Source organism: Bradyrhizobium iriomotense (genome assembly GCF_018129405.1).
GTDB lineage: Bacteria > Pseudomonadota > Alphaproteobacteria > Rhizobiales > Xanthobacteraceae > Bradyrhizobium > Bradyrhizobium iriomotense_B.
The window spans coordinates 696,317-708,778 of the sequence record NZ_JAFCLP010000001.1 but is presented as its reverse complement, the minus strand read 5'-3'; the positions used below and the strand labels follow the sequence as shown (position 1 = coordinate 708,778).

Sequence of the window (12,462 nt, the reverse complement as noted above, 5' to 3'; positions counted from 1 at the left end):
CGTACTCATCGAAGCTTCGGGTTGAGCGCGTCGCGCAGCCAGTCGCCGAGCAGGTTGATCGACAGGATCAGCGTAGCCAGCGCGAGCCCGGGGAAGGCGACGATCCACCATTCGCCGGCGAACAGATAATTGTTGCCGATGCGGATCAGCGTGCCGAGCGAGGGCATGGTGTCGGGCAGGCCGACGCCGAGGAAGGACAGCGTCGCCTCCGTGATGATGGCGAGCGCGAGGTTGATCGTGGCGATGACCAGGATCGGGCCCATCGTGTTCGGCAGCACGTGCCGTAGCATGATCTTCGGCGCGGGCAGGCCGATCAGCTGCGCGGCGGCCACATAGTCCTTGTTCTTCTCGACCATCACGGAACCGCGCACGGTCCGGGCATATCCGACCCAGAAGCTCAGGCCGATCGAGATCACCAGCACGACCAGCATGCTGGTGGCGTCCAGCCGGTTGCCGAGGATCGATTTCGCGATGCCGTTGACCAGCAGTGCGATCAGGATGGCGGGGAAGGTGAGCTGCACGTCGGCGATCCGCATGATGACGCCATCGACGGCGCCGCCGAAATAGCCGGCGATCAGGCCGAGCGCGATGCCGAGCGCACCGGCGAAGATCACGCCGGCGACGCCCACGGCGAGCGAGATGCGCATGCCGTAGAGGATGGCGGAGAACACGTCGCGCCCCTGCTCGTCGGTGCCGAGCAGGAACGGGCTCTGGCCGTCGGCGGTCCACAGCGGCGAGATCCGCGAATTGATCAACTGGAGCTGTGCCGGATCGAACGGGTTCTGCACCGCAAGCACGGATGCAAAGATCGCAAGCAGGAAGAACAGGACCGTGATGGCGGCCGCAACCATGGTGAGCTTGGAGCGGCGGAACGAATAGAAGACGTCGCTGTCGAGCGCGCGGCTGAGCCAGCTGCGGGCGGCGTGGGCCGGCTGCGTGCTCTGCCCGTTGGAATTTGAGACGACTGCGTCGGACATGCAGGCTGCCTTATGCGGCGCGGCCGACCGTCGCGCGCAGGCGCGGATCGACCACGGTGTAGAGGATATCGACCACCAGGTTGATGGTGACGAAGATCAGCGAGACCATCAGCAAATAGGCGGCCATGATCGGGATATCGACGTTTTGCACGGCCTGGACGAACAGAAGTCCCATGCCCGGCCACTGGAACACGGTTTCGGTGATGATCGAAAATGCAATAACCGAGCCAAACTGCAGTCCGGCCACGGTGATCACAGGAATGAGCGTGTTCTTCAGCGCGTGGCCGAAATGGATGGCACGCGTGGTCAGCCCCCGCGCGCGGGCGAAGCGGATATAGTCGGTCCGCAGCACTTCCAGCATCTCCGCGCGCACCAGCCGCATGATCAGGGTCATCTGGAATAGGCCGAGGGTGATCGAGGGCATGATCAGCGCCTTCAGGCCCGACAGCGTGAGCAGACCGGTCGTCCACCAGCCAAGCTTCACCACCTCGCCGCGGCCGAACGAAGGCAGCCAGCCCAATGTCACTGCGAATAGATAGATCAGGAGAATGCCGATCAGGAAGGTCGGCAGCGAGATGCCGATCAGCGAGACCGCCTGGAATAATTTGGCGAGTACGGTGTCGCGCTTGAGCGCCGAATAGACGCCCATCAGGATGCCGAACACCATCGCAAACACGGTCGCGCAGATCGCAAGTTCCAGCGTCGCTGGCATGCGCTCGCTGAGCAGCGCTGAGACCGGCTGGCGGAACTGGTAGGAGACGCCGAACTTGAACTGCGCGGCATCGGCGAAATAGCGCACGAACTGCACCGGCACGGGATCGTCGAGGCCGAGCGACTTGCGCACGATCGCGCGCTCCGCCGCCGAAGTGTCGATCGAGACAATCTGGTTGACGGGGTCGCCGGCGAAACGGAACATCGAGAACGCGATGATGCCGACGGCGAACATGACGCCGATGGCCTGAACGGCGCGGCGAAGCGTGAAAGCGAGCATGCCTTCCACTTTCCTTGGGTGTACGTACGGCCGACGTCCTTGTCAGCCGGAAAAGGAAAGGTCCCGGAAGCCTGGCGCTGCCGGGACCTCGTGTTCAACCGATGCTATTCCTTCTTGGTCGCCCAGTGGAACATGACGAGGTTGTCGGCACGCTGCGGCAGGTTGACCTTCTTCGATACGCCCCAGGCCAGCGCCTGCTGGTGCAGCGGGATGTAGGACCAGTCCTTGATGCCGATCTCGTAGGCCTCCTTGATCAGCTGGTTGCGCTTCTCGGTGTCGGTTTCGACCAGCACCTTGTCGGTGATGGCGTCGAACTCCTTGTTGCAGTAGCCGCCGAGATTGGCCTCGCCCCGCGAGGATTTCGCATCGTCGCGGCAGCCCATGATGTCGTAGAGCACGTTGTGGGAGTCCATCGTGCTCGGGGTCCAGCCCAGCAGGTAGAACGAGGTCTGGTAGCCGCCCTGCTTGAGCACCTTGGCGAAGTACTGCGCCTTCGGCTGCGCCAGGAGATTGATCTTGACGCCGATGCGGGCGAGCATGCCGACTACGGCCTGGCAGATCGCGGCGTCGTTGACGTAGCGGTCGTTCGGGCAGTCCATGGTGACCTCGAAGCCGTCGGGGTAGCCGGCTTCGGTCAGCAGCTTCTTGGCTCCATCAGGATCGAATTTCGGCCGCGTGAAGCTCTTGGACAGTACGAACAGCTCCGGCGCGATCATCAGCGCCGACGGTGTCGACAGCCCGCGCATCACGCGCGTCTTGATCAGCTCGATGTCGATTGCCTTGTAGAAGGCCTCGCGGACACGGGCGTCCTTGAACGGGTTCTTGCCCTTGATGTTGGAGTAGAGCAGCTCGTCGCGCATCTGGTCGAAGCCGATGAAGATGGTGCGCAGCTCCGGCCCCTTCAGCACCTGGGCATTCGGGCTCGAATCGACGCGGGAGATGTCCTGGATCGGAACCGGCTCGATGACGTCGACCTCGCCCGAGAGCAGCGCGGCGACACGGGTGGCGTCGGAGGAGATCGGGGTGAAGATGATCTCCTTCAGATTGCCTTCGACCTTGCCCCAGTAATTGGGGTTGGCCTTGAACACCGTCTTCACACCGGGCTGATGGCTCTCGATGATGAAAGGACCGGTGCCGTTCTCGTGGAGCGAGGCATAGCTCGGCGTGGTCGCCGCAACCGGCGTCGGATCGACGACGTTGTTCTCCTCGGCCCATTTCTTGTCCATGATGTACCAGACATCCCACGAGTTAAGCAGGATGGGATTGGGCGAGGGCAGCACGAAATCGACGGTGTAGTCGTCGACCTTGACCACCTTGACATCAGGCGCAAGGCGGGTCTGCATGTTGGACCCTTTCTTGCGGACGCGGTCGGCCGAGAACACTACGTCATCGGCGGTGAAGGGGTCGCCGTTGTGGAATTTCACGCCCTTGCGCAAATGGAAGCGCCAGCGCGTGGGTTCCGGGGTTTCCCAGCTTTCCGCCAGCGCCGGAATGATCTTGAGATCCTTGTCGCGCGCGGTGAGGCCCTGATAGACGTGGCCGAGATGGGCGTGGGTGGTGCTCTCGTTGAGCGTATAGGGATCGAGCGACTTCAGGTCACCCTGGTTGGCATAACGTAGCGTCTGGCTCGACGCCGGCGAGGCCGCCAACGCAAGCGTACCGGCGAGCGTCGCCGCAAACAGACTTCGACCGACTGACATTCTTGACTCTCTCCACACTGCCCACGCCGGTGATTTTTGATTGTTCGGCGAGGCTGACTGATCCATGTTGCCCAGAGTTCTCGACCCGTGCAAGCGCCATTCCAGCAAGGAACGCGCCAAGTTGCACCGCTGTGCAGCAATGCTGCCCGGCAATCTAGGGGAGGCCGGCGCGCGAACGACATTCGACTTTCGACCGGTGAAGTCTCCCGACGAAGGGAGATCGGCCCTGCCGGCCCGCTGCGTTTCAGCCGTCCGCTGCGGTCGCAGCCGGGCGATTTGATTGACCATACCCGTCGATTGCGGAAGCCGGTCCCCGCAGCTTCCCCTCAGGTCGCTTGCGTTGCACACCGTGTCGCGGTGATACTGCCGGCAGGCCGCTCGAATCTCATCCGGAGGGGACATGAAGGTTAACATCGAAATCGACTGCACCCCCCTTGAGGCCCGCCAGTTCTTCGGATTGCCCGACGTGGCGCCGATGCAGACGGCGGTGATGGAGAAGCTGCAGCAGCAGGTTTTGAGCAACATCGAGAAGGTCTCGCCGGAATCGCTGATCCAGAGCTGGTTCACCTTCGATCCCAAGATCGCCGAGCGGTTTCAGGACTTGTTTGTCACCATGGCTGGTCTCGGCAGCCCGCGCAGCAGCGACAAGAAGAAATAGTGCAGTCCGGTCGCGACGGGGCGCAGGATCCAGGCCGGCTTCGTCCGCCGGCTCTCGGCCTGCTGCTGGCCGAAGCCCGCGGACTGTTCGAGTTCAATGCGAGCCTGCTGCTCTCACCGCTCCTGATGCGCGCGCCCAAAGGCGACGGGCATCCGGTGCTGGCGCTGCCGGGCTTTCTCGCCAGCGACCTGTCGATGGCGCCGCTGCGGCGCTATCTCAGCGAGCTCGGCTATGAGGCACACGCCTGGCGGATGGGCCGCAATCTCGGCGGGCTGGAGCGGATGCGGGAGGCATTGCGCACGCGTCTCGCCGAAATCCATGCTGCGAGCGGGCGCAAGGTCAGCCTGGTCGGATGGAGCCTCGGCGGCGTCTATGCCCGCGATCTCGCGCTTTGCGCGCCCGACATGGTCCGTTACGTCGTCACGCTCGGCAGCCCTTTTGCCAACGACGTGCGCGCGACCAACGCCACGCGGCTCTACGAGGCGCTGTCCGGCGAGCGGGTCGAGGATTTCGCGGAAGCGCGCGAGGCCATCGCCGGCGAACTGCCGGTGCCGGCGACGTCGATCTATTCGCGTGCCGACGGTGTCGTGAACTGGCGGACCTGTCTGCTGCATCCCTCCGACCGGGCCGAGAATATCGAGGTGCACCTGGCGAGCCATATCGGGCTCGGCGTGAACCCCGCGGTGCTGTGGGCCGTGGCGGACCGCCTGGCGCAACCGGAGGGAGAGTTTTGGCCATTTGACCGGGCGGGGCCCTTTGCCATTGCATATGCCCCGCCGGAGCGGGCAGTATCGGCCTGACGAGAAGCGCCGCCAAGGCGCCCGTCGAATACTCGGGAGGGAACTATGGCTGACGGTAAGAAGCTGTCGTCGCTGGATGCGTCGTTTCTCTATCTGGAAACGCCTGAGATGCCGATGCATGTCGGCAGCATGGCGATCTTTCGCCTGCCCGACGACTACAAGGGCGACTTCTTCGAAGACTTCAAGGCGATGATCGTCTCGCGCCTGCACATCGCGCCGATCCTGAAGGCGAGGCTGGAGAAGGCGCCGCTCGACATCGATCATCCCTCCTGGGTCGAGGACGATCAGTTCGACATCGACCGTCACATCTTCCGCGCCAGCCTGCCGCAGCCGCGCGACCGCGCCACGCTGGAACGCATCGTCGGCTGGATGCATGCCAAGCTGTTGAACCGCGCCCGCCCGCTCTGGGAGTTCTACGTCTTCGAGGGCATGAAGGACAACGAGGTCGGGCTCTATTCCAAGATGCACCATGCCGCGATCGACGGCGGCGCCGGTGCAGCGCTGACCAACATGATCTACGACATCTCGCCGATCCCGCGGAAGGTCGAGCCGCCGACGGGTGGAACCAAGCCCGGACAGGAGCCGCGCGACATCGCCGCGAACTTGCTCGATTCCTATCAGCAGCTGTTCAGCCAGCCGCTCGACGCCTCGCAGGCGGCGAAGAACCTGCAGCTGCCGCGCACGGGCAAGAGCGATATCGGCTCGATCCTGTTCGACAACGCGATGTACCAGATCGAGAGCGCGGTGCGCTTTGCCGGCAACATCCCGACCGTGCTCAAGAGCGTGTCCGACGTGCTCGGCAAGGTCGCTGATCCGAAGTCGCGCGAGAGTCTTGCCAGCATGGTGTCGCCGCCGACCATGCTGAACAAGACGATCTCGTCGGAGCGGAGCTTTGCCGGCGTGTCGATTTCGCTGTCGCGGGCGAAGGCGCTGGCCAAGCAGGCCGGCGGCAAGCTCAACGACGTCGTGTTGGCGCTCGCCTCCGGCGTGGTCCGCCGCTATCTCCTGCAATATGGCACGCTGCCGGCGAAATCCCTGACCGCCGCCGTGCCGATCTCGCTGCGCGAGGAAGGCAACACCGAGGCCAACAACCAGGTGTTCGGCATGATCTGTTCTATCGCCACCAACATCGATGACCCCAAGGCGCGGCTGGAGGCGATCATCGCGCAATCGACCAAGTCCAAGGAGATGTCGCATCCGTTGCGCGCCTTGATGCCGCAGGTCTCCAACATCTCGATGCTGGGCGCCCCGATCATGGTGCAGATCCTGGCACTGCTCTACAGCCGCTCGAATCTCTCCGACGTGCTGCCGCCAGCCGCCAACATCACGGTGTCCAATGTGCCCGGGCCGCGGCAGACGCTCTACGCCGCCGGCGCCGAGCTATTGCACATCTTCCCGGTGTCGATCTCGACGCACGGGCAGGCGCTCAACATCACCGTGCAGAGCTATCGTGACCAGCTCGATTTCGGCTTCATCGTCGGTGCCAACATCATTCCGCACGTGCAGGTGATGTGCGACATGCTGCCCGAGGAGTTCGCTGCGCTGGAGGCGGCCTATGCGCCGCCGGCAGCCGACGTCAAGGGCGCTGCTGAGTAGGAAGTTCGCCATGATTGACATGCCGCCGCTCAAGTTCGCGACGACGAACGGAATCCGCATGGGCTATTACGAGGCCGGCCCGGCCGATGACAAGCCGCCGGTCGTGCTGTGCCACGGCTGGCCCGAACTCGCCTTCTCCTGGCGTCACCAGATCAAGGCGTTGAGCGAGGCCGGTATCCGCGTGATCGCGCCCGACCAGCGGGGCTACGGTGCGACCGACCGGCCCGAGCCGGTCGAGGCCTACGACATCGAGCACCTGACCGGCGATCTCGTCGGACTGCTCGATCATCTGCAGATCGACAAGGCGATCTTCGTCGGTCACGATTGGGGCGGCTTCATCGTCTGGCAGATGCCGTTGCGGCACATCGATCGGGTCGCTGGCGTGGTCGGCATCAACACGCCCCACACCGATCGCGCCTGGGCCGATCCGATCGAGCTGTTGCGCGCGCGCTTCGGCGACAAGATGTACATCGTGCAGTTCCAGGATCCGGCGCGCGAGCCGGACAGGATTTTCGGCAGCCGTGTCGAGCAGACCTTCGATGCGTTCATGCGTAAGCCGGCGCCGCGCCCGGCCGACGCGCCGCCGGAGGAGGTGGTTGCCGGTGTCGGCGCTTCGCCGCGGCTCAATCTGGCATTTCCGCAGATGATTGCCGGCTACGACGCGAAGCACGATCCGCGTACGCCGATCCTGTCGCCGGAAGAGAAGAAAGTCTTCGTCGATGCCTTCACCAGAACCGGCTTCACTGGCGGCATCAACTGGTACCGCAACATGTCGCGCAACTGGGTGCGTGCCGAAGGCCTTGATCATACGGTCCGCGTGCCGTCGCTGATGATCATGGCCGAGAACGACGCGGTGTTGCCGCCATCCTCCGCTGACGGCATGGACAAGCTGATTCCCGATCTCGAGAAGTATCTGGTGAAAGATAGCGGCCATTGGACGCAGCAGGAGAAGCCGGAAGAAGTCAGCGCCAAGCTGATCGAATGGCGTAGAAGGCGGTTTGGGTAGCTCGTCATTGCGAGCGAGCCGAAGCAATTCAGGAATGTGTCCGCGGAGACACTCTGGATTGCTTCGTCGCAACGGCTCCTCGCAATGACGAGGTGACTGATCGATGCAGGGGGAAGCGCATTTAATGTCGTCATCCAAGAATCGTCTGGACCCGATCCCGCACCCGCCGACCAAGCCGGTGGTCGGCAACATGCTGTCGCTGGACCCGGCCGCGCCCGTACAGCACCTGACGCGGCTCGCCAAGGAGCTCGGTCCGATCTTCTGGCTCGACATGATGGGCTCGCCGATCGTCATCGTCTCCGGCCACGATCTCGTGGACGAGCTCTCCGACGAGAAGCGCTTCGACAAGACGGTGCGCGGCGCGCTGCGGCGCGTGCGCGCGGTCGGCGGCGACGGCCTGTTCACAGCCGACACAAGGGAACCGAACTGGAGCAAGGCACACAACATCCTGCTCCAGCCGTTCGGCAACCGCGCCATGCAGTCCTATCACCCGAGCATGGTCGACATCGCCGAGCAGCTCGTGCAGAAATGGGAGCGGCTCAACGCCGACGACGAGATCGACGTCGTCCATGACATGACGGCGCTGACGCTTGATACGATCGGCTTGTGCGGCTTCGACTACCGCTTCAACTCCTTCTACCGGCGCGACTACCATCCTTTCGTCGAGTCGCTTGTGCGCTCGCTCGAAACCATCATGATGACGCGCGGCCTGCCGTTCGAGCAGCTCTGGATGCAGAAGCGTCGCAAGACGCTCGCCGAAGACGTCGCCTTCATGAACAAGATGGTCGACGAGATCATCGCCGAACGCCGCAAGAGCGCTGAAGGGATCGACGACAAGAAGGACATGCTCGCCGCGATGATGACCGGCGTCGACCGCTCGACCGGCGAGCAGCTCGACGACGTCAACATCCGCTACCAGATCAACACGTTCCTGATCGCGGGGCACGAGACCACCAGCGGCCTGTTGTCCTACACGCTCTATGCGCTGCTCAAGCATCCGGACATCCTCAAGAAGGCCTATGACGAGGTCGACCGCGTCTTCGGCCCCGACGTCAATGCGAAGCCGACCTACCAGCAGGTGACGCAGCTCACCTACATCACGCAGATCCTGAAAGAGGCGCTGCGGCTGTGGCCGCCTGCGCCGGCCTATGGCATCTCGCCGCTGAACGACGAGACCATCGGGGGCGGCAGGTACAAGCTCAGGAAGGGCACGTTCGTCACCATCCTGGTGACGGCGCTGCATCGTGATCCCCGCGTGTGGGGTCCCAATCCCGACGCCTTCGATCCCGAGAATTTCAGCCGCGAGGCCGAGGCAAAACGGCCGATCAATGCCTGGAAGCCGTTCGGCAACGGCCAGCGTGCCTGCATCGGCCGCGGCTTTGCCATGCACGAGGCGGCGCTCGCGCTCGGCATGATCCTGCAGCGCTTCAAGCTGATCGACCACCAGCGCTACCAGATGCACCTGAAGGAAACGCTGACCATCAAGCCGGAAGGTTTCAAGATCAAGGTGCGTCCGCGCGCCGATCGCGAGCGCGGCGCCTATGGGGGGCCCGTTGCGGCTGCGTCCTCGGCGCCGAAGGCGCAGCGCCAGCCCACCACGCGGCCCGGTCACAACACGCCGATGCTGGTGCTCTACGGCTCCAATCTCGGCACCGCGGAGGAGCTTGCGACGCGCATGGCGGACCTTGCCGAGATCAACGGCTTTGCCGTGCATCTCGGCCCGCTCGACGATTACGTCGGCAAGCTGCCGCAGGAGGGCGGCGTGCTCATCATCTGTGCCTCCTATAACGGCGCACCGCCCGACAATGCGACGCAGTTCGTCAAATGGCTCGGTGACGACCTGCCGAAGGACGCCTTTGCCGGCGTGCGCTACGCCGTGTTCGGCTGCGGCAACAGCGATTGGGCGGCGACCTATCAATCGGTGCCGCGCTTCATCGACGAGCAATTGTCGAAGCACGGTGCGCGCGCGGTCTATCCGCGCGGCGAGGGCGATGCGCGCAGCGATCTCGACGGTCAGTTCCAGAAATGGTTCCCGGCGGCTGCCCAGGTCGCGACCAAGGAATTCGGCATCGACTGGAATTTCACCCGCACGGCGGAGGACGATCCGCTCTATGCCATCCAGCCGGTGGCGGTGACTGCCGTCAACACCATCGTCGCCCAGGGGGGCGCGGTGGCGATGAAGGTGCTGGTCAATGACGAGCTCCAGAACAAGTCCGGGCCAAATCCGTCGGAGCGCTCGACCCGTCACATCGAGGTGCAGCTGCCTGCCAACCTCACCTATCGGGTCGGCGATCACTTGAGCGTCGTCCCGCGCAACGATCCGACATTGGTGGATTCGGTCGCTCGCCGTTTCGGGTTCCTGCCGGCCGACCAGATCAGGCTGCAGGTCGCCGAAGGGCGCCGCGCGCAATTGCCGGTCGGCGAGGCCGTGTCGGTCGGCCGCCTGCTCAGCGAGTTCGTCGAGCTGCAGCAGGTAGCGACCCGCAAGCAGATCCAGATCATGGCCGATCACACCCGCTGCCCCGTCACCAAGCCGAAGCTGCTGGGCTTCGTCGGCGAGGAGGCGGAGCCGCTTGAGCGTTACCGCACCGAGATCCTGACCAGGCGCAAATCGGTGTTCGACCTGCTGCTCGAATATCCCGCCTGCGAATTGCCGTTCCACGTCTATCTGGAAATGCTCTCGCTGCTGGCGCCGCGCTATTACTCGATCTCGTCCTCGCCGTCGGTCGACCCGGCGCGATGCAGCGTCACGGTCGGCGTGGTCGGGGGCCCGGCCGCCTCGGGACGCGGCATCTACAAAGGCATCTGCTCGAACTATCTCGCCAATCGCCGCGCGGGCGATACGGTCTATGCCACCGTGCGCGAGACCAAGGCGGGCTTTCGGCTGCCCGATGATCCATCCGTGCCGATCATCATGATCGGTCCGGGCACGGGACTTGCGCCATTCCGCGGCTTCCTCCAGGAGCGCGCGGCGCGCAAGGCGAAAGGGACCACGCTCGGCCCGGCCATGCTGTTCTTCGGCTGCCGCCATCCCGATCAGGATTTTCTCTACGCGGACGAGCTGAAGGCGCTGGCGGGCGCCGGCATCGCCGAGCTGTTCACGGCGTTCTCGCGCGCGGACGGACCGAAGACCTATGTGCAGCATGTGCTGGCCGCGCAGAAGGACAGGGTGTGGCCGCTGATCGAGCAGGGCGCCATTATCTATGTCTGCGGCGATGGCGGGAAAATGGAGCCCGACGTGAAGGCCGCGCTCGTCGCGATCCATGGCGAGAAGAGCGGCAGCGATGCCGCCGCCAGCGCACGCTGGATCGAGGAGATGGGGACGAAGAACCGGTACGTGCTCGACGTCTGGGCGGGTGGGTGATTGTTCGTCCGGTCGTGCTAAAGCATTCCCATGATTCCCTGGGAAAAGATCGACACAGCCAAAATCCCCGGCTCCGACGAAGAGCTCCGCCTGATGCGACGGGGCAAGGAGTTCTCCATCAAGCTCGGCACCAACGAGCTGATGAACAGCCGCCTGTCGGGCTCCGAAGCGGCGCTGGCGACGCTCGCGGCAAAGCAGATCGAGAAGGTCGCAAAGCCCGCCGTTCTCATCGGCGGCCTCGGCATGGGTTTTACGCTACGCGCGGCGCTGGCCGTGCTCGGAGATAAGGCGAAGATCGTGGTCTCCGAACTGGTGCCCGCCGTTGTCACCTGGGCACGCGGACCGATGGCGGAGGTCTTCGGCGATAGTCTCGATGATCCCCGTGTCAAAATCCGGGAGACTGACGTCGGCGAAATCATCCGGGCGCAGCGGTCGGTGTTCGACGCCATTCTGCTCGACGTCGACAACGGGCCGCAGGGGCTGACCCGGAAGGGCAATGACGCGCTCTATAGTGCGGGCGGGCTAAAGGCGGCCATGACGGCGTTGCGGCCGGGCGGTGTGCTGGCCGTCTGGTCCTCGGGACCCAACCCAGCGTTCACCAGGCGCCTGCGGACGGCCGGCTTCGAGGTCAACGAAGTCAACGTCCGGGCCACCGGCAGAGGCGGCGGCGCGCGTCACGTGATCTGGATCGCAAGGAAGAGCTAGGTGGCTGTTTGTAGCCCGGATGGAGCGTAGCGCAATCCGGGGTGGTCGATCCGCACGCAAGAATGATCCCGGACTACGCTGCGCTCCATCCGGGCTACATCTCCGGCTAGAACATCGTGTTGCCGTTCGCGGGATTTTCGGGAATCTCCTGAACGACGTCCCAGTGTTCGACGATCTTGCCGTTTTCCAGCTTGAAGATATCCACGATCGCACGGCCCCTGGTGCCGGGCTCGCGAACGGAGTGGACGTGCAGGATGACGTAGTCGCCATCCACGAAGCTGCGCTTGATCTCACTGTTCGAGTTCGGAAATTTTTCACGAAGGAAGCCGATGAACTTCCGGAAGCCGTCTGGACCATCTGCCGCATTTGGATTGTGCTGCACATAGCGATTGCCGATATAGGCGATGGCTGCATCCGCGTCCTTCTGATTGAGGCCCTTCTCGTAGAAGGCAAGCACGGCGGTGCGGTTGGCTTCTTCCTGCGCGCTGGCGGCCATCGCGGCGCCGTTGCCGAGAGATAGCATGAGAATGGAAGCGGCGATCGTTGCCGCCGATCGGACGATGGGATGCATGTGAGCTCCGAGAGGCCGCAGCCTCTGTCTTGCGATTGAGGGAGGCCTGTATAGCTTTCGTACCGGCTCCCGTTAAGAGAGTAACCGGCAGCTC

General features: G+C 63.9%; 10 protein-coding genes. 6 read left to right on the top strand and 4 right to left on the bottom strand.

Annotated elements, in window-relative coordinates:
* Positions 1–5: 5 nt before the first annotated feature.
* From JQ592_RS02995 to JQ592_RS02985, 3 genes are all read right to left on the bottom strand, one after another.
* Positions 6–977: an ABC transporter permease gene (locus JQ592_RS02995; RefSeq protein ID WP_211401418.1), complete on the bottom strand. Its 972-nt coding sequence runs from the start codon at positions 975–977 to the stop codon at positions 6–8.
* A 10-nt stretch (positions 978–987) separates the two neighbouring features.
* The gene (locus JQ592_RS02990) at positions 988–1,968 is read right to left on the bottom strand and encodes an ABC transporter permease (RefSeq protein WP_211401417.1); all 981 of its coding nucleotides are present in this window, start codon (positions 1,966–1,968) and stop codon (positions 988–990) included.
* Positions 1,969–2,072: 104 nt separating this feature from the next.
* On the bottom strand, positions 2,073–3,668 hold the full coding sequence (locus JQ592_RS02985; protein WP_211401416.1) for an ABC transporter substrate-binding protein: 1,596 nt from the start codon (positions 3,666–3,668) through the stop codon (positions 2,073–2,075).
* A 400-nt stretch (positions 3,669–4,068) separates the two neighbouring features.
* Between JQ592_RS02985 and JQ592_RS02980 the strand changes: the two genes are divergently transcribed.
* From JQ592_RS02980 to JQ592_RS02955, 6 genes are all read left to right on the top strand, one after another.
* A complete protein-coding gene (locus JQ592_RS02980; protein ID WP_211401415.1) occupies positions 4,069–4,326 on the top strand; it encodes a DUF6489 family protein in 258 nt (85 codons plus the stop codon).
* Entirely contained in the window at positions 4,326–5,126 is an 801-nt protein-coding gene (locus JQ592_RS02975; RefSeq protein WP_211401414.1) for an esterase/lipase family protein, read from the top strand. Before JQ592_RS02980 ends, JQ592_RS02975 begins: the two co-directional genes overlap by 1 nt.
* 45 nt (positions 5,127–5,171) lie before the next feature.
* Positions 5,172–6,722 carry a WS/DGAT/MGAT family O-acyltransferase gene (locus JQ592_RS02970; RefSeq protein WP_211401413.1) on the top strand — a complete coding sequence of 517 codons (1,551 nt, stop codon included), beginning with the start codon at positions 5,172–5,174 and terminating at the stop codon, positions 6,720–6,722.
* 10 nt (positions 6,723–6,732) lie between these two features.
* Positions 6,733–7,728, top strand: a complete 996-nt coding sequence (locus tag JQ592_RS02965) for an alpha/beta fold hydrolase (RefSeq protein ID WP_211401412.1) — start codon at positions 6,733–6,735, stop codon at positions 7,726–7,728.
* A gap of 124 nt (positions 7,729–7,852) precedes the next feature.
* Complete coding sequence (locus JQ592_RS02960) at positions 7,853–11,092, top strand: bifunctional cytochrome P450/NADPH--P450 reductase (protein WP_211401411.1); 3,240 nt, start codon at positions 7,853–7,855, stop codon at positions 11,090–11,092.
* Between the two features lie 30 nt (positions 11,093–11,122).
* Positions 11,123–11,797: a spermidine synthase gene (locus tag JQ592_RS02955; protein WP_211401410.1), complete on the top strand. Its 675-nt coding sequence runs from the start codon at positions 11,123–11,125 to the stop codon at positions 11,795–11,797.
* A 106-nt stretch (positions 11,798–11,903) separates the two neighbouring features.
* On the opposite strand, the gene JQ592_RS02950 is transcribed toward JQ592_RS02955, so the two are convergent.
* Positions 11,904–12,368, bottom strand: coding sequence for a nuclear transport factor 2 family protein (locus JQ592_RS02950; protein WP_211401409.1), 465 nt, complete (start codon positions 12,366–12,368; stop codon positions 11,904–11,906).
* Between the last annotated feature and the right edge of the window lie 94 nt (positions 12,369–12,462).

Excerpts from the sequence above, each read along its gene's own strand:
- JQ592_RS02960 (WP_211401411.1), top strand. The coding sequence starts at position 7,853 with ATGTCGTCATCCAAGAATCGTCTGGACCCGATCCCGCACCCGCCGACC.
- JQ592_RS02990 (WP_211401417.1), bottom strand. The coding sequence starts at position 1,968 with ATGCTCGCTTTCACGCTTCGCCGCGCCGTTCAGGCCATCGGCGTCATG.
- JQ592_RS02980 (WP_211401415.1), top strand. The coding sequence starts at position 4,069 with ATGAAGGTTAACATCGAAATCGACTGCACCCCCCTTGAGGCCCGCCAG.
- JQ592_RS02950 (WP_211401409.1), bottom strand. The coding sequence starts at position 12,368 with ATGCATCCCATCGTCCGATCGGCGGCAACGATCGCCGCTTCCATTCTC.
- JQ592_RS02970 (WP_211401413.1), top strand. The coding sequence starts at position 5,172 with ATGGCTGACGGTAAGAAGCTGTCGTCGCTGGATGCGTCGTTTCTCTAT.
- JQ592_RS02965 (WP_211401412.1), top strand. The coding sequence starts at position 6,733 with ATGATTGACATGCCGCCGCTCAAGTTCGCGACGACGAACGGAATCCGC.
- JQ592_RS02995 (WP_211401418.1), bottom strand. The coding sequence starts at position 977 with ATGTCCGACGCAGTCGTCTCAAATTCCAACGGGCAGAGCACGCAGCCG.
- JQ592_RS02985 (WP_211401416.1), bottom strand. The coding sequence starts at position 3,668 with ATGTCAGTCGGTCGAAGTCTGTTTGCGGCGACGCTCGCCGGTACGCTT.
- JQ592_RS02955 (WP_211401410.1), top strand. The coding sequence starts at position 11,123 with ATGATTCCCTGGGAAAAGATCGACACAGCCAAAATCCCCGGCTCCGAC.